At 36.7% G+C, this 16,288-nt stretch carries 15 protein-coding genes; 3 read left to right on the plus strand and 12 right to left on the minus strand.

Going from position 1 to position 16,288, the window contains the following annotated elements; all coding sequences use genetic code 11:
* Nucleotides 1-236 precede the first annotated feature (236 nt).
* From tssG to tssB, 12 genes are read right to left on the minus strand one after another with little or no spacing between them, the layout of a single operon-like run.
* Nucleotides 237-1,229 (minus strand): type VI secretion system baseplate subunit TssG, encoded by a 993-nt coding sequence (gene tssG, locus AC3KVK_RS17235; RefSeq protein ID WP_490310424.1) that lies wholly within the window; start codon nt 1,227-1,229, stop codon nt 237-239.
* Entirely contained in the window at nt 1,202-2,959 is a 1,758-nt protein-coding gene (gene tssF, locus AC3KVK_RS17240; RefSeq protein WP_490310422.1) for a type VI secretion system baseplate subunit TssF, read from the minus strand. The genes tssG and tssF overlap by 28 nt, the downstream gene beginning before the upstream one ends.
* Entirely contained in the window at nt 2,956-3,348 is a 393-nt protein-coding gene (locus AC3KVK_RS17245; RefSeq protein ID WP_490310421.1) for a GPW/gp25 family protein, read from the minus strand. The genes tssF and AC3KVK_RS17245 overlap by 4 nt, the downstream gene beginning before the upstream one ends.
* Entirely contained in the window at nt 3,348-3,833 is a 486-nt protein-coding gene (tssD, locus tag AC3KVK_RS17250) for a type VI secretion system tube protein TssD (RefSeq protein ID WP_490310420.1), read from the minus strand. Before tssD (AC3KVK_RS17250) ends, AC3KVK_RS17245 begins: the two co-directional genes overlap by 1 nt.
* Nucleotides 3,833-5,527, minus strand: coding sequence for a type VI secretion system contractile sheath large subunit (tssC, locus tag AC3KVK_RS17255; RefSeq protein WP_490310419.1), 1,695 nt, complete (start codon nt 5,525-5,527; stop codon nt 3,833-3,835). Before tssC (AC3KVK_RS17255) ends, tssD (AC3KVK_RS17250) begins: the two co-directional genes overlap by 1 nt.
* Nucleotides 5,528-8,944, minus strand: coding sequence for a type VI secretion protein IcmF/TssM N-terminal domain-containing protein (locus AC3KVK_RS17260; RefSeq protein ID WP_490310418.1), 3,417 nt, complete (start codon nt 8,942-8,944; stop codon nt 5,528-5,530). It abuts the gene before it with no gap.
* Nucleotides 8,945-8,959: 15 nt separating this feature from the next.
* Nucleotides 8,960-9,619 (minus strand): DotU family type IV/VI secretion system protein, encoded by a 660-nt coding sequence (locus AC3KVK_RS17265; protein WP_490310417.1) that lies wholly within the window; start codon nt 9,617-9,619, stop codon nt 8,960-8,962.
* Between the two features lie 3 nt (nt 9,620-9,622).
* Nucleotides 9,623-10,993, minus strand: coding sequence for a type VI secretion system baseplate subunit TssK (gene tssK / locus AC3KVK_RS17270; RefSeq protein WP_490310416.1), 1,371 nt, complete (start codon nt 10,991-10,993; stop codon nt 9,623-9,625).
* Between the two features lie 18 nt (nt 10,994-11,011).
* Entirely contained in the window at nt 11,012-11,749 is a 738-nt protein-coding gene (locus AC3KVK_RS17275; RefSeq protein WP_490310415.1) for a type VI secretion lipoprotein TssJ, read from the minus strand.
* 6 nt (nt 11,750-11,755) lie between these two features.
* Nucleotides 11,756-12,274, minus strand: coding sequence for a type VI secretion system tube protein TssD (tssD, locus tag AC3KVK_RS17280; protein WP_086743510.1), 519 nt, complete (start codon nt 12,272-12,274; stop codon nt 11,756-11,758).
* A 48-nt stretch (nt 12,275-12,322) separates the two neighbouring features.
* Complete coding sequence (gene tssC / locus AC3KVK_RS17285; RefSeq protein WP_490310414.1) at nt 12,323-13,780, minus strand: type VI secretion system contractile sheath large subunit; 1,458 nt, start codon at nt 13,778-13,780, stop codon at nt 12,323-12,325.
* 24 nt (nt 13,781-13,804) lie between these two features.
* On the minus strand, nt 13,805-14,302 hold the full coding sequence (tssB, locus tag AC3KVK_RS17290; protein WP_490310413.1) for a type VI secretion system contractile sheath small subunit: 498 nt from the start codon (nt 14,300-14,302) through the stop codon (nt 13,805-13,807).
* A gap of 195 nt (nt 14,303-14,497) precedes the next feature.
* Between tssB and AC3KVK_RS17295 the strand changes: the two genes are divergently transcribed.
* From AC3KVK_RS17295 to AC3KVK_RS17305, 3 genes are all read left to right on the plus strand, one after another.
* Complete coding sequence (locus tag AC3KVK_RS17295; protein ID WP_490310412.1) at nt 14,498-15,133, plus strand: LuxR C-terminal-related transcriptional regulator; 636 nt, start codon at nt 14,498-14,500, stop codon at nt 15,131-15,133.
* An 8-nt stretch (nt 15,134-15,141) separates the two neighbouring features.
* A complete protein-coding gene (locus tag AC3KVK_RS17300; protein ID WP_490310411.1) occupies nt 15,142-15,396 on the plus strand; it encodes a hypothetical protein in 255 nt (84 codons plus the stop codon).
* Between the two features lie 99 nt (nt 15,397-15,495).
* Nucleotides 15,496-16,266: a PDC sensor domain-containing protein gene (locus AC3KVK_RS17305; RefSeq protein ID WP_490310409.1), complete on the plus strand. Its 771-nt coding sequence runs from the start codon at nt 15,496-15,498 to the stop codon at nt 16,264-16,266.
* Nucleotides 16,267-16,288 lie beyond the last annotated feature (22 nt).

The raw sequence follows: 16,288 nt of genomic DNA on the forward strand, positions 1-16,288 counted from the left end.
TCCCGCAATTGACGCAATTGAGCTGCGCAACAAAGTATAGTTCTAAGTGATTATTTTATTTGTTTTTTTATAGAGTATTTGTCTTTAGCCGTTCAAGAGTCAATATCGCACTTGGCGGCCAATCCCCGATAGCTTTAGCGATATTGCTTTTGGGCCATGATGTCTTGTGTTCATATCCTCTTTTTTAATTCCTTGTCTCGATTATTCAAGTCGTAGTTTCGACGCGACATCAGCGATTATTGCAACCTTAACTGTGCTTCAATCAGTGAATGTTCTTTTTTTGCACTTAGCCAAGTGTTTTTACCTAACTGAGTGTATTGAGAGCCAGATAAATTCAACTCATAGCCTTTTGAATTTTCGGTTTTAACTCTGAGTTCAACAACCAAAGGTTGAACCAAAAAGTAACGAATCAAAGACTGCAAACTTTGCCAATGTTTTTCGTCATTCACCCAATAATTAAATAATTTCTCTGAAAGTGGGGAAATGTGTATAACCAGTTTTGATTGCTGTTCTTTCAATTTATGGCCCAGTAATGCACAGCCACCTAAATTTGAAGCATCGACACCTAATTGGCTACGCTGGATAACAGGTAATATTAATGTGCGTTGCTGACATTGAAAAATATCAATTGTTGCATTCTCGAAAAGCCGATTTAGCAGACTTTTTAGGCCCCTGACTGTACCTTTTTGGTGGCGAAAAAGATTAATGTTATTAATAATAAATGCAGGTTCAGGAAAGTAATTTAACCATTGCTCACCTTTAAAACCTATCATCGAAAACATAAATTCATATAGTTGGTTTTGCACTGAACTTTGCAAGTGGCCTGCATATTTAGTTTTAGCTTCAAAATATAACTGATAAAGTCTTTGATGAATCACATCAACAAAGATACGACTTCCATGTAATTCTTTCTTTTGTGCTTGGATTATTTCTTCTGTAAAAAACTTTGGTAGCGGCGAGTTTTGTCCGTATAACCCCATTAAATTTACTTCAAGAAAATAAACGAAATCTGTCTCAGATTGCATTTCTTTAACAATTGCAACCACTTCTGAGCGGGCGTAAGACATGGCTAGATTGGGGCGTATTCTGACCTTTCGAGTAACATCGAGCTTTTGCATCACCGCTAAATCACATAATTGTTTATAAGCCTGGATAAATGAATATCGGCTCGCTTGCTCAATGAGTTGTGATTCACGTTCTGTTAAAGAGAGCCCATTTGCATTGGCCATTGCATTTTCTCCCCTGTTCTCAAGTCGATCGTCACTAATTGGCAGAAACTATTTAATGGTGTATCTAACGCAAATAATTGGTTTAACACTGCAGAAAAAAGAAACTGATCGCCAATATTACTAAAATGCTCGCCATTTAGGCCGACTTGAATTTCTTTCCCTCTAGTAATCACACCTTGATGAAAATGATCTCGTGCAGATACCTCGACACTTTCGATTGCGTCAATTCGAAATAAATTTGTTTTTTGCTTAGCTGATAATTTTTCTTGATTCGGAATATGGTGAGTTAAAATTTTCTTTAACTGCTTTGCATCTTTTATTGCATGGAGGCTCAGCGCTTGATCGGAGATTACTTGCCATGCGGTTTTGGTTGCAACTTGCGCATGTTGGAATTCGCTACATACCGTAATGTTTTCAAAGTGGACTAATTCGGGACTACTGCTGGTTGGTTTTCTTACTTGTCCTAACGTGATTTGTTCAGCTAAATGGCCTTGGGAGCATTTTACTTTAGCGCGAAGTACCTCTTGTCGCTCCAATGGATTTTTGTTAGAAAAGTGTAGACCCAGCCACGTGGTTATAATGCCATCTTGTGCACCAAATTTACGATAAAAATGATAGTTGGGTTTTTCTGAATTGAGTTTTTTTGGTCGCAAGACGTTTTCAAATTTTCGGTTAGATTGCCTATTTTGTTGGATCCCTTCCACTGATAAGACATCAACAATTTCTAGATTAATTTCACCTGATAAAGCATCAAACTTTGAGAAGATTGGAAATTCATGCTCAAATTCTGATATCGTGATGGGCTCTGCAAAATGCTCAAACTCATTGATTACTGGTGATGTGTAGAGGTGGAAATGATTAACATCAATATCGGGAAGTGCCCAGTTGGGTTGTTCAAACTCAACAGTAATCGAAAAAGACACACCTGCACGTTGTTTCCAGCTACTTAAATTTAACTCTACACATAAAAACTTTTCTGGAAATATAAAATATTCTTGCAGTAATTGATGTAACGGAGCTGCATCGTTGTATTTAAACAACCTAGACTGTGATTCAAAACCGATTAACTTGACTGCGTCTGGCCCAAGAATATGCTCACTCACATTATCCTTGATGATGATTGAGTTCACATTCCGTGCGAACAGAAATAACCATAAACTTGCATCGGGTAATGCTTGATTTAAATGCAACCTGAGTGTACTAAATTCATAATTGGCAATATCATTTCGGCTTGCATCAAATTCGAAATCTAAATGCACTACTCGCTGGTTGTGTGAGTCATCCGTTTTATCCGCTAATTTTGTTGTGACACCGCTAAGTTCAATAGGCAACACCTCAATGGGCCAACTGTTTGTAAAACGGCAATTTTGCTTAGAATTGTTGTAACCGATAGGCTCCGAATCAAAACATTTTTCAGCCTCTATCACCATCGGTTTCAGTAAATTAGTTTTTGGTCTAAATGAGAGTATCGCAGCACTAGAAACAGGTTGCATCAAGGTTGGCGTTAGCGCTTGGGATAAAGATTGAATCGCCTGAGGAAACGCATTGTCTATCTCTTGTTTAAACTGAGCACTTAAATACGCCACTCCTTGTAAGATCATCTCAACGTCAGGATCGTTGCTTTGCCTTGCTAAGTGTTCAGTTAGAGCGGGATGTTGTTCGCTAAATACTTGTGCCGAACTTTTTAGTAGCTTTAACTCTTGTTGATAGAGCTTATCTAATGAACTCATAGTAAAGTAACCTCAACTGTATTATCGAGCTTAATTTTAATGTGGCATTTAAAAGTGGTTAAATCGTAACAATGTATTACGACTTTAAAGGCTAACAAAACATTACTAACGTTATTCGCAATACTTATAGTTTCAAATTGCGCAACCCTCTGATCCGTATTTAAAACCTGAGATTTAATATAATCAATTAACTCATCATTATGCCTACCTGCTGTGCTTAAATTTATTGTCGGCATTCCGGTCTGGGGGGTAATAGCGACACTCCCAATTCGAGTATTCAGCACATTTGCAAAATAATTACATATTGATTGTTCTGATATTAAAGGTTGCTCATCAGGCATATTCTGCTGTGCATCTAATAGATTGAGTTTTTCTGTTAACCGCAACATTATATGTCATTCCGCCAATCGGTTTCGAAGGTGATATCGCCATGGGGACCCCAATCCCATTTTATTTTTTGATAAGCGATAATGATCGTTTCCATAAACCTCGCGCTATCATTATCTTTATGACTTGGATTTGGCATAAAGGGCGATATAGTTGTTAGATGGGCATGAGTAACAAGTACTTTGTAATAAAGTTCTTCAATACCACGCTCATTGAAGCGGTACCATTGAAATTCAATATCCAGTTCTTCTTTTTCGACTAAAGCTTGATACAGTTTAGGCGTGCTTTTATCTATTTCCTTTATAATTTCGATAGGTTTATGTACAACAGAGCCATTACAGATATTTTTCTGTGTTTGAAATGGGGCGCTAACACAGTGCGAAAACGAATAGAGATTAACAATATTTTCACGATCTCTTCTTAATGATGAGCCATCAATTGGACCTTGGTTTTTACCATTAATAATCATGTAACCAGAGCATTCCATTACAGCTCCTTATCTGAAATATTAAGTTGTGCATCAAGGGTTATTGTTTCGCCGAGAAATTTAAAATGTGGCGTAAGTTGAATATCAATATCGTACCAATTCATTTCACCAGTCTCTTTCACGGTGACGGTTGCATCTTTTAAAGGTCTTTGCGCTTGAACTGCTTGAGTAGGCACAGCAACATCGGAAACAAACTGACGCAGCCAATTATTAATAAAACTACTCAGTTCTAATTGATTATTATATGAACCGATATTTTCGCGAGTTAATATTTTTAAACAATGAATGACCCGTAACACAATAAATAAATATTGTAGTTGAGTTTCTGCCATTCTAGTTGCTGTTTGGTGGCCAAATGAATGGCTAATATGGTACCAAGCCACTGAATTAGCACTTTGAAAAAGTAATTGCCCTGTATAAAAGCGACTACAAATAGGGTTAAATCCTAAGCTAACAAGCTCAGCTTCTTTGGATTCAGAAAAAACCATTTCAATCGGCAATGCTGTACTGGCACTCGTCATCGACGGTAATGCGATTTCCCCACCATCTTGCCCGAAAATCGCACTACAAAAACCATGCTTTATAAAACTTTTAATTAGATTGTGAGTAAATGCATAAGCCGAATTGACCCACAAACAACTTTCTAAGCTTTCGCCGATCTGCTCTTTATACCAACTAAGTTGTTTGACTTCCCCTAAATAAGGGCTTCTTAACATGATACGAGGTAATGTTAAACACACATAGCGAGCACTCATTGACTCAGTGTAACTCCGCCATTTTATATAAACGGGGGATGAGAACAGTTCTGCTAAATTGGCATGCCCTGTAATGTCTTGATATTGTTTCACACCAAAGAGATTCGCTGAGGCGCTGCTAATCAACGGGACATGTGCTAATGCACATATCTCAGATATTTTTTTTAAAAATTCTAGATCCGCCCCATCACGAGAAAATGAATAATCGAGTAAAACGCAACCATAGGGGATCCCACCAAACTGACCTAAACTGTCCCGATACAACAACTGATACAAATCGGAGTCGTAGGCGGTAGCACTATAACAAACATCCTCACGAAGCTGATTAATGTTCAATGAGATACAATCAATCTGGCAATTAGCAGCTAAAGCTGTCGTTTGAGTTAACCACGCAATCCCTCTCCAGGCAGATTCTATTTTTTGCCATTTTGGATGATGTAAAATATGATCTAGGACCTCTGATAAAACTGACTCTAACTCACAGACTAAGCATTCTAACTCAGCCCTTTTGAGTTCATTCTGATTAAATAATGGCAATTTAAGTTGTTCAAAATGAAATTGTTTTGAATAAAAATGAAAATGAGATAGTTGTAACGCACTGCGGATCTGAGAAATTAGATCATTAATTTCAGCCAAATTTGGCTCATTAATAATAATAAAATAAGGCGAGAAGTCGCTTAGCTGATTAATGTCGAACTCGATAGTAAAATACTGATTTTCAACGCCGTATAACTGACATAATCGCGGGATCTCTAAATCCAATGAAATTGTTATATTTAAGCTTGCCATTACTTTTGAAAAGTTTTCATCTGAAATATCAAAAGGGCTAAGCGGAGCCTCATTCTCTTGTTCGGCCAACAAAGGAGCAATAGCCAGTACCTTAAAAGGTAGATTGCCCTGTGTATTATGAATAAATGTAATATTCTGATTATTATCCATTTATTCCTTCCAGCATTGCGCAATTTTCTTTGGTGGTTTAGGAGGTTGTTGGCTTAACGATGATAAGAGCTTACCTGCGCCTTCTAAGTTAAAACTAACATCGAGGTAGCGGATCTTAAACTGATCAAGCACATAAAATGATTCAGGAAATTCTTCTAATTCGAAACGCTTTTTGCCGGTTTTAAAATCCGCCATAAAATGTGTCAGTCCATCTTGGCCTGGGTATTCTTTAATTATTTTTTTGTTCCCTATAGTGAACGCTAAAGACACCGGCCCACAACTTTGATCCCACTCAAAATGCTGCGTGACAATAAAATTATTATTCACAAGTGTTTGAGGCCCCGCTGCACAATTTAAAATCAAGTCCGTCTGACTAACATACAATAGCGCGCTTGGGTTTAGGCTTGTGGGGTTAGCCGTTATATCTAAACTAAAAGATTCAAATCTTTGTCTCATCCCGAAATCTTTAACGCGAGTGAGGTAATTGAGAAATGCAGGTGTTAAAGCAATATAATTATCATTTAAACGTTTGTAACTATACCCTCCACCTTGTTTTGCCCGTAAAAATGGTGCGAGATGGTTATCGACCACTCCCCATAAAACACCAGTTTCTCCATAAGCAAAGCTATCTAACTTGTATTGAGGGACTCCTTCGATTTCAAATAAGAACTTTTCTTGCCAGAAATCGTTAAGCTTACAGGCTGTTTCTTTCATCATAAAAGATTCAATTAATCGAACTGGGCCCTTATACACTTTCCAAAATGCCGCAGTGTCAAGACCTTCCTTTCCAATCAGACCTTGTAGCGTTGCTAAACTCATCTGTACCGCAGACAATGATGTCCCAGCCGCAACGGGATTCTCACTATTTGAATACAGCCCAGAAATATTTGTATAAGAAGCTTGCTTTAACTCAACACTAAAGACAATTTCAGCAAGTTTCGCCTTGTAGTTATCAAGCTCAGTTGCAGCTTTTTGTAAATTTAATTCTCTTTCTGAGGGACCTGGGCCTGAACCATTTGCTTTATCGAGTTTTTTCTGCGTTTTTAAACCACTCTTTGCAGACTTTGATATGGCCTTACCAACGGCACCTGTTTTGCCGATGACTTTAAGGGCGAGCTTAGTTAAAACTGCATTTTTCTTTTTGTTATTATTAACTTGATCATCACTTAGTGCCAACATGTCTTGATAATAAAGCGAGAACTCCAACCATTTAGGAATATCCGCTTCATCTTTAAACGCAGCTAATTGAAAGTCTGCATCATTCAATAATTTGAAATAAATATTTCGGCTCGTCGTTAAATTATTAATAACATTTAGCCACTGACTTCGATCTGCTAAAGTCAATTGCCCTTTATCAAACTCAGATAAGAAGAGACTCCAATTGGCAAAATAATTTAAACGATAATCTTGAAGAAATAATGGCGTATACTTAAGTAGGTAATCATTATCATCACCGAGTGCTTGTGTAATATCGTCAAAAAAATTATCAATAGCCTCTTTACCTGCAACGGTATATGCTCTTTTTACTTCAACCTCGGACATATTTGGCAAAGTTCCTTGCCAATAACTGTGTAAAGTAATGTTTTTAATAGATTGATTCTCATTAACCCAATCGACTAACCACTGCAAATTGTCATTTGATTGACTTAATAGATTAACAACCTGCTTTTGGTAATCTCGTTTTTCATTTTCAAGACCTGTGGTATAGATTGATTTACTTGAGTTAGAGATAAGCGAAAAACGTAAAAGATATACATCATTAATTTGATTCAATATTTCCATTGGAATATCACTAATGTAACCAGCATCATACGGCTGAGGCATTAAAGCTAATTCATCAATATTGGCACCACTTTGAGCTGCTTTAATTAAATTAATTCTTCTGGATAAAATATTGATATAATCAACTCGCTTATCCAGCGATAATTCTCTTCTTTGTAGGTTGGCAGTAAACTTCTCATCGAGAGGCTTAATAATTCCATTCTCTATTTTGTTTATCAGATGAGCGCGCATCAAATTCAGCTTAAGCGGATCACTACCTGTTGGTGCCCAATGGCTAATATTGAGGGATTCTAACTGCTGAATAATTGTGTATCTAAGTGTGATATCAGACAGAACACCGGTTTGCGAGTCAAGATTGAGCTGTTGGCTTCTAAATTCTCCAAACACTTCGTCGACTGTGGCCATATTTCGCTCAAAAGTCATAAAAATCAACCCAACTAAAAAAGCACTGGCTCCCGCATAGGTCAAATATCTTTTCCGTTTTACCACATCTGATTGTGTAATAACCTTATTCTTAACTGCTTCACACCAAGTTAAAGCATTCCCTTCAAGCAAACCATCGACAAAACAGTCAACATTGTGTTCTTTCATCACGATGAATAGACCGCTGCACTGTGGCTGTGATTGAAAAGAATTATTCGCAAATAATCGTTGTAGACATCGAGATAATGATTGTTCAATCTCATTAGCTTTTGCAGGAAGTTGTGCCGCTTCAACAGAAAAGCCATGATTTACTAAATGTGATAATGCTCCTTGATTAAATATGACCTTTAATTCTGAAAAATGCTCTTTAACTAATTGCTCAGTGGGGATGTGATGTTCATTGATAAAACCAAACATTTTTTGCTTTAAAAATGGATCTAAGTTAGTTAACCAAGAGTCAATCCCACTTAATTGCTCTAAGCCAATTAACGTAATATTTATTTTAACTTCGACACCACAATATGTCTTAATATCTTCGTATTGAGATCTAATTAAGTCAGCAAATTTTTGTTGCTCAATAATGGTTTCAATAGCATTAACGTTAATTGTTATTAACAAAGAGTCTAATGGAAAAGCCCTTTTAGTCCCGGCTATTCCATTCAATAACTGCAACCATTCACTTTTCGCCGCTGGGTTGTCTTGAGATATTAAATATGCATCGACATCAAGCATCATAAAATCATTGAATATGATCCAATCGATGTAAGGGTACTCAGTTAATACACTATCTTGAATCTTTGGTTTATTTATAGACTGCGCCCTGACCCATTGACCGTCTTGATTATCGACTTTCAAGTGCATTACCCATTTGACAGTAGTAACTGAGTTTATGTCACTGCGCTTTATAAATGCCTGAATTTTTGACAGGTGTTTGTCTATATCTTTTTTAAATAAAAATTGAAACGACGATATTGTTTTTTTTGATGATGAGCTAGCGCCAATATTAATGAGTTTTTCGACTCGATTTTTAGCTGCTAATCGTTTGAAAAGATAAACTATTAATTTGAGCCCATACCAAATTGAAAGTAATACAATAAATGTCCAAATCCCCAACATAATATCAAGTTCAAATAATACCGTTGTGGCAATACAAATACCCAAAACAATTAGCCAAATAAACAATACCAATATAAATTTTAAGAAACTTTTCATTGTCAAAACCTTGGCTTATAGCTGATTGATTAAATGAGATAACGAAGTCAAATACTCATTTCTAAACAACAAATAACTAATTAAAACAAATGCAATAGGCCCCCATACCCATATGTCATCTTTGAATTGCGTCAATAGCAGGTGATCATCCAATGTATTTCTTTTTTGAGGGATTTTATGACTAAATAATGCCAACTCTGAATGGGTGTTTAACAACTTAAAATTAGCATGGATAATTTCATCTAACTGACTGCGTTGACCTACATCAAAATAACAACCAGTGAAACCAAATGCTAAGCAGTACAGGTAAACTTCACGAATATTTTGCTCAACTTCATTAAACTCATTTAACTTATCTAAATTTTCAAAAAATACGGTCCCCGCGGTTTGAGTTTTAAAGTATTGTTTTTGCAAGGTGCTTTTAGCCCAATGTTCGCGAAAAGCCCATTGTGAGTTCATTATTTTTTCATCTATGAGTGCGCATAACGCAAATAAAGCATTTTCAACATCACTGACTTGGAAACCATCAGCTAACAATTGCTCTTTACAATGAGAGATTAGTTGATTTAACTGCTCAGATAAGAGTTCAAAATCTAAAGAGGATTCTTCTTCAAGTTTTTGATCTAGAGTTGAAAGCTCAGAAAAAATTGGGATAAATGCATCTATTAATTTCATGAATTACCCCTTTACAGCAATAATTTCGATTTGCAGATCATTTGGTCCATCAGGCCAAATCAAACCGACACGTGTGGTTTCTAATACTTTTTGCCACTCAAAAGTATGGGTATCAAATGAAAAGTAGTAGCTATTTGGGGCACTGGCTACGCCAAGTGGCTTGCGGGATAAATAATGCAGCTTCACACCAGGTAATGCCCTTTTAATATAAATATCAACTTGCCCATCAGCCCCCAGTTTTGAATACTCCAAAATTTCAGCCACGCGAGTTTCGAGATTATCTTTACTTCTTAACCTGAGATAAAAGCGATTTGTATGCGATAGAAACTCAGGTGATAAAGAGGCAACAAATTTTGACTCTCCTTGTTGCGACAATTCTATTAATAACTCAGGATCGATAGTTAACTCATCGAGTAACTTACTAGCCATTTTGAATGCTCGAGAGAAGCAGACCGTAAGGTTGTTCTGGTTATATGGCACAATCGAGTGCCCTTCATCAGCACTTTCCCCAAGGACTGATATATTTCGTGAAAATAAACTAAGTTGAGCAATTAACTGGCGAAGCAACATATAAAATTGTTGAGGCGATTGCTCTTTACACTCTTCAAAATGGGTTACTTGCGGGATGAAACCCGCCACGATATTTAAAGCCATTAAGGTTGAAAGACTCGCACTTGATAGCTCAGTTTGTTGGCCACCTTTCAAAGAACTAAAGCTTTCAAGCTGTTCAAAACGAGCTAATAGACTTTGTTTCAGCCCTTTGATGTTATTTTGTAAAACCTCAGAAGCAGCGATCGACACAACTGGAGGGATATAATCCGCGTCTAAAATAAACGTGCCCGATTGGTTCAAAATTGATGCAATTTTAATACAGGCGCAATGCTTAAACTTAGGGAGCTCATTGTCGCTGATAAGTGCCGTATCAATATTTAACGTAGTCAATTGAGTTGATTCTTCAGTATCGAATAAATCAAATACTTCAATCGCATCGTTCTCTATATATCTTGCTATCCCTCTATTAGGATGACTTAAATTATTGCTGTCTATAGAGATTGGACAAACGGCAATATAGATAGAAATACTATTATTTTTATCTGCTAACTCAGCCGAAATTGATAAGGAGTTTAGGGTGCAGTTTCCAGGGAAAACTAATAAAGTGCCATCGGGTAACACAGCTTCAAGTTTATCAATTAATACAACACCGTTTTGCAAAGAGCCGAGGTCAATATTAAGACTAGATATACCTGATACCACACCTGTTTTAATTGAGCTATATGCCTGTGCTTGAGCCAAAGTTTGCAATGATAAGTGTTGGAAATGTTGAGGCTTGAGAAATAAACCTTGATTCCAGAACAAGGATTTTAATGGATCCATCTGAGATCACTCCTATATTTAAAATGCTTTAGCTTCAAACTTCTCGAACTCGCTTTCACCCAATTTACTTTCTATTTTTAAGTTTGCAGGTCGTATAACGTCAGGTTCTCGTTCAGACTCCTCTGAAAAAAAGCCAAAAGTAAGCGTATCAAACCATGATTTTTCAACTTCAGGCGCTTGTATCGTGATAACTGGAATTGTAACTAACCTTACCGATTGCTGAGGCTGTGATTGCGCAAAACCAGCGACAATCGCAACAAATTTAGCATCTTGCTGACGAGCCAGTTCAATTGTCGAAGTTTGGCTTGGGGCTAGTTTGATAATATCAACCGAGATCGCATTTGGGAGCATTTCTAATGGTTCAACCATTACAGTTCGAACACCATTTTGCGTTTTTAATAAAGTTGTTAAACCTGTGATGTCACTTAATTGAATCACTTTGATTTGTGTCATGTGAGGCAAATCATTAAAACTATTGAGTTCACTGCTAGCAGAAAAAGTAATAATGAAGCCGGCTTCATTATGTACCCATTCAACTAATTGATTATTAGGATGGTTAATATCCCAGTTACGCCAGGCTTTAGCATTATCTAACCAATGATCTTTCTGAGCTGGGTCTGTATAGCTAAGCCCCTGACTAACATTATCCGTCGCTGTATCATCACCAAAAAAAGGGATGATATTACAACCTGTTAAAGAACAAGCTATGATCAATACCAACACAAATCGATGTAAACACAATAGTTTCATAATCATGCTATTTTATTCACCTTCACCTGACCAATCATCTATTGCTGTTGTACCACACACAACATGATCGGCTTGAATCTGACCATAAGTAAAAATGACATTTTCAAATGGCATCAGGCCATCATTTTCAGGAATTAAAATATTGGGTGAAATAGTATTAATACTGACAATTTTTGCCCGTTGAAGAGTAATATTATAATACTCAACAGGTTCGCCTGCGCTCGTTTCGTCAGGGGTTCTAAAAAACCTTAATATCACCTCAAGTTCAGACGGGGAAGTCACTGAGTTTAATAGCAGCGGCGAACTTTTATCTATGAACTTTGTCACTTCAAGGTATTCGTGTTTTCGCGTTCCGGTTACCTGACCCGTCAGTGAGTTTGTAGGGACTGACACTTTATGGTTATAGGCCAGAACTAACGCTTCTTCTTCATGATCAGATTTAAAAAATGATCCTATACTTTCTTTAGAGCACGATTCTTCAGTTAAACACCCTTCAGGATCATTGATTGTCATATAAATTTCTGTTGGCATTACTCATTCCTCTAAAATAGTTATCATGTATTTCTTACATTTCGCTAATTACCCACGCTCAAGCATGCTGGTTAGAGACAAAGTAAAGTTTGCCCCCATAAATTTAAAATGCGGCGTCACTTCCATCGACACTTCATACCAACCCGCTTCAGTATCTACCTCAGTTACGGTCAATAGGGCTTTTCTTAACGGGCGTTGGCTTCTTGTAGCTGGAGATGGGTTATCTTGATCTGCAACATATTGTCGAATCCATTTATTTAGTTCCATTTCTAGATCACTACGACTTTTCCAACTACCTAGATTTTCTCTTTGCAAAACTTTAATGTAATGAGCAAGACGATTAACTATGAATAAATAAGGCAATTGTGTACCAAGCTTGTAATTGAGTTCAGCTTGTCTACCTTCGTCATCATTACTGAATTTTTTCGGCATTTGAACTGAGTTAGATGAGAAAAAAACAGCACTATCCGAGTCTTTTCGAAGTGTAAATGGAATAAAGCCAAGTTCTGATAATTCAAATTCTTTTCGGTCAGATAATTGAACTTCAACAGGCCCTACGACTTTTGCTGAGCCACTATCATCAACCAAATTAATCGATAAATCTTTTACTTCACCGCCAGATTGAGGACCGATAATGTTTGGACACCAGCGATAACGAGCAAAACTGTCAGTCAATTTAGTTGCATACGCAAATGCAGCATTACCCCAAAGATATTGATTCTGGCTTGTGATCCCTTCGTGATAGTTAAAACTTCGAACAGGAATATTCTCCCCATAGGTTGGTCTTAACATAAACCTAGGCATCGCTAAGCCGACATTTCTTGCATCATCAGAATCTCTAAATTGACGCCATTTTATATATTGAGGTCCTTCAAACATCGCTTCGATCTGTTTTAAATCCGGGATTTCTGAATAGTCTTTGATACAAAAAAAACTCGGATCAGCTGCTGCAATAAAAGGGGCGTGATTCATTGCAGCAATACTTGCCATATGACTCATGAGTGTTACATCATTGTTATCATGCGTTAAACTATAGTCACCAATGATGACCCCATATGGATTGCCACCAAATTGACCAAACGCATCCGTATAAACTTTTCGATATAAACCACTTTCAGTAATATCTGCAGCATCCTCAAAATCAGTCAACAGTTCTTCTTTATCGACCGACAATATTTCTACTTTTATGTTCTCACCAAATTCGGTTCTATCAATCAAGAACTTTAAGCTTCTCCAGGGAGCCTCGAGAGCCTGAAATGTTTGATGATGAAGAATCTCATCCATCTGAAGACTTAACTTTCGATCGAGCTCGTCGATCAGCTGCTCAACATATCGTTTATCGACTCTGAGCTCACTCGTATCAGTTTCTTGCTCAAAAATGCGTGTTAATAATGAGTGCATTCCAGTAGAAGCGATTGAATAACTGATTTCATCATCAGGAATTTTACTGAAGGCGAGTATGCCATCGATAAGTGATGAGTTTGTTGCTGTTGCTGATGTTGCCATAACATGTTTCCTGCCAATCTGAATTTATTGAAGTAAGCCAATTTCTTTTTTTAGCTCATTTCGCGACGATTCATCGGCCAGCAGACGCTGAATTTGACGACGCATTTGCGGTGAATTACCTAGGGGACCTTTGAGGGATTTAAGCGCCTCTCTTAATTCAAGGATTTTTTTTAGCTCTTCAACTTGCTCAATGATTTGATCGGGTTCAAAGTCTTTCAATTTATTAATGTCTAATGAAATATCAATCATTTCATCCGAGTCAGATATCATTTTATTCGGGACACTAAAATTGACTTTCAAATTCAGCTCTTCCATAACGTCGTCAAAATTGTGGCTATTTACATTGACCAACTTTCTTGATTCTGTCGTTTCTGACTCTTTTGTTTGAGTAAAATCACCAAGGACAAGTACTTTAAAGGGAAGTTCGATGCCTTCCTTTGCAGCACCTGTCGCTGGACGATAAGATATGTTGATTCGCTCTTTTGGAGCAACAGAACCAACACCTTTAGAACGAGATGCCATAAATGCCTCCGTGGTGAAAAATATAATAAACACCACTACAAAAATGAAGTTCAGCCAACACAGTTGACCTATTGTTCATTCTAAACTAGTAATGTTTAACACTATTTAGAATAGTTAAAGTTGAATTAAGCTTAGATAGTGGTTTTCTATTTTCCTTCCCTAATTGTAGGGGGGCAAGAATCCGAAGGTTGAGGAATGAAAAAGATTTTAATTATTGAAGATAATCTAACTGAATTATCGAGAGTTAATGATGCCCTCAAATTTTCATATTCAGACACTAGTATTATTCACTTCTCGAGTTTTATCGGAGTAAACAAACTTTTAAAAAGCAATGTTTTTGACATTATATTATTTAGCTTATCCCAAATATCATCTACGAAATTGAATAAAATTAACCTAGTAAAATCATACCAATCCAGTGCCACTTTAATTGTTTTGAGCATTTTTGATAACGCAGAGACAATCACTGAAATATTAGCTCTTGGAGCTGATGGGTATATTTTACAAAATGAAAGTTACAATCATTTGGTCAGAATATTTAGAGACCTCGAACTTGGTGTACCAGCTTTATCGCCACAAGTTTTAAAGAATTTGATTAATGCGCTGAAAACAAAGCCTAACAACTCACTCTCTGACAATCTCACAAAAAGAGAAAATGATGTTTTAATTCAGGTAACTAAAGGCCTATCCAATAAAGAGATTGCACGAATACTTAATATTTCCTCTTTCACTGTCGCTGATCACATCAAGTCGCTCTTTTGTAAATTACAACTATCATCTAGAGGAGCTGTGATTGCCTATGGTTTAAATAAACAACAAAAAATTCATTAAAGATGCATATGACCACCTATGATTATGAAACAGTAACAACGACTCAACAAGTCTTACCTAGTTTACTCGAGCAGGCTGAATTAACACAGTCACCACCTCGTCCAAATGGTGTGGGATGGAAACTTATACAAGTAGTTAAAATAGAGACTACCGAAATATATCTGCAGTTTTTTTGGCAAAGAAAAATCAACTCAGATATCAAAAGAAACTCAAATACTAAATTCGTATCTTCAAAAATAAATATCACTCATAGCAACAAATAAAAAGGCAAACTTTTCCTAACAGAACTATAGTATTGATCACTGATAACAATTAACTTTATATAATATAGATTTATTAATATTTTAAGGTAATTAAACTATATGGAAACAACACAATTAAAAGGTAAAGAGTATAGAATATTCCCATTATTTGAAGCCCTTTTTATTGGATTTTCAGTCTTTTCAGCTATCTTTTTTACAACTTATTTTATCTATCATCATGCGTTAAATGCTCAAAAAGGAGAAATTAAAGAGGGCTTACTAAGAACTGCGCAAGTGGTTGCAACGTTTATCGATGGCGATCAACATAAGCTTTTTATTGACCCGAACCAAGAGCAAACAGAAGCTTATAAAATTTCGATCCGCCCTTTTGAAGCCGCATTAAAAGCCGACCGTTCTATTAAATATCTCTACACTGCAATTATAAAAGAGGGCAAAGTTTTTTTTATTCTCGATCCCACCCCTGAAGGTGACGCAGATGGCGATGGGATTGATGACAAAGCGCATATCATGGATGAATATACAGAAGCGAGCGCTGAAATAATCAAAGCGCTTAAACATCAACAAGTTGTTGTATCCGAGCAACCGTATTCTGATAGATGGGGATCATTTGTGAGTGGCTATATTCCTTTTTATGATTCTAAAGGTGAATTCTCTGGTGTGCTTGGAATTGATATAGAAGCAAAAAATTATTTTGAAAGACTCGCTCCGATCAAACGCGCAACGACTCGAACTATGGTTGCCGGCTTTTTTATTGCTTTTTTAATCGGCTCCGTTGTGTGGTTTACCCGAAACTTTGGCTTAGTCGTAAATGAAAAACGTCTGGCCGCTTATGAAAAATTCATGGCAAAGCACAATGAAAAGTCAGAATAAATCTCGCTTTAGCCTTTATCAA

Source organism: Pseudoalteromonas sp. J2K-J979 (assembly GCF_058169715.2).

Excerpts from the sequence above, each read along its gene's own strand:
- tssG (WP_490310424.1), bottom strand. The coding sequence starts at position 1,229 with ATGGCCAATGCAAATGGGCTCTCTTTAACAGAACGTGAATCACAACTC.
- tssF (WP_490310422.1), bottom strand. The coding sequence starts at position 2,959 with ATGAGTTCATTAGATAAGCTCTATCAACAAGAGTTAAAGCTACTAAAA.
- AC3KVK_RS17245 (WP_490310421.1), bottom strand. The coding sequence starts at position 3,348 with ATGTTGCGGTTAACAGAAAAACTCAATCTATTAGATGCACAGCAGAAT.
- tssD (WP_490310420.1), bottom strand. The coding sequence starts at position 3,833 with ATGGAATGCTCTGGTTACATGATTATTAATGGTAAAAACCAAGGTCCA.
- tssC (WP_490310419.1), bottom strand. The coding sequence starts at position 5,527 with ATGGATAATAATCAGAATATTACATTTATTCATAATACACAGGGCAAT.
- AC3KVK_RS17260 (WP_490310418.1), bottom strand. The coding sequence starts at position 8,944 with ATGAAAAGTTTCTTAAAATTTATATTGGTATTGTTTATTTGGCTAATT.
- AC3KVK_RS17265 (WP_490310417.1), bottom strand. The coding sequence starts at position 9,619 with ATGAAATTAATAGATGCATTTATCCCAATTTTTTCTGAGCTTTCAACT.
- tssK (WP_490310416.1), bottom strand. The coding sequence starts at position 10,993 with ATGGATCCATTAAAATCCTTGTTCTGGAATCAAGGTTTATTTCTCAAG.
- AC3KVK_RS17275 (WP_490310415.1), bottom strand. The coding sequence starts at position 11,749 with ATGATTATGAAACTATTGTGTTTACATCGATTTGTGTTGGTATTGATC.
- tssD (WP_086743510.1), bottom strand. The coding sequence starts at position 12,274 with ATGCCAACAGAAATTTATATGACAATCAATGATCCTGAAGGGTGTTTA.
- tssC (WP_490310414.1), bottom strand. The coding sequence starts at position 13,780 with ATGGCAACATCAGCAACAGCAACAAACTCATCACTTATCGATGGCATA.
- tssB (WP_490310413.1), bottom strand. The coding sequence starts at position 14,302 with ATGGCATCTCGTTCTAAAGGTGTTGGTTCTGTTGCTCCAAAAGAGCGA.
- AC3KVK_RS17295 (WP_490310412.1), top strand. The coding sequence starts at position 14,498 with ATGAAAAAGATTTTAATTATTGAAGATAATCTAACTGAATTATCGAGA.
- AC3KVK_RS17300 (WP_490310411.1), top strand. The coding sequence starts at position 15,142 with ATGACCACCTATGATTATGAAACAGTAACAACGACTCAACAAGTCTTA.
- AC3KVK_RS17305 (WP_490310409.1), top strand. The coding sequence starts at position 15,496 with ATGGAAACAACACAATTAAAAGGTAAAGAGTATAGAATATTCCCATTA.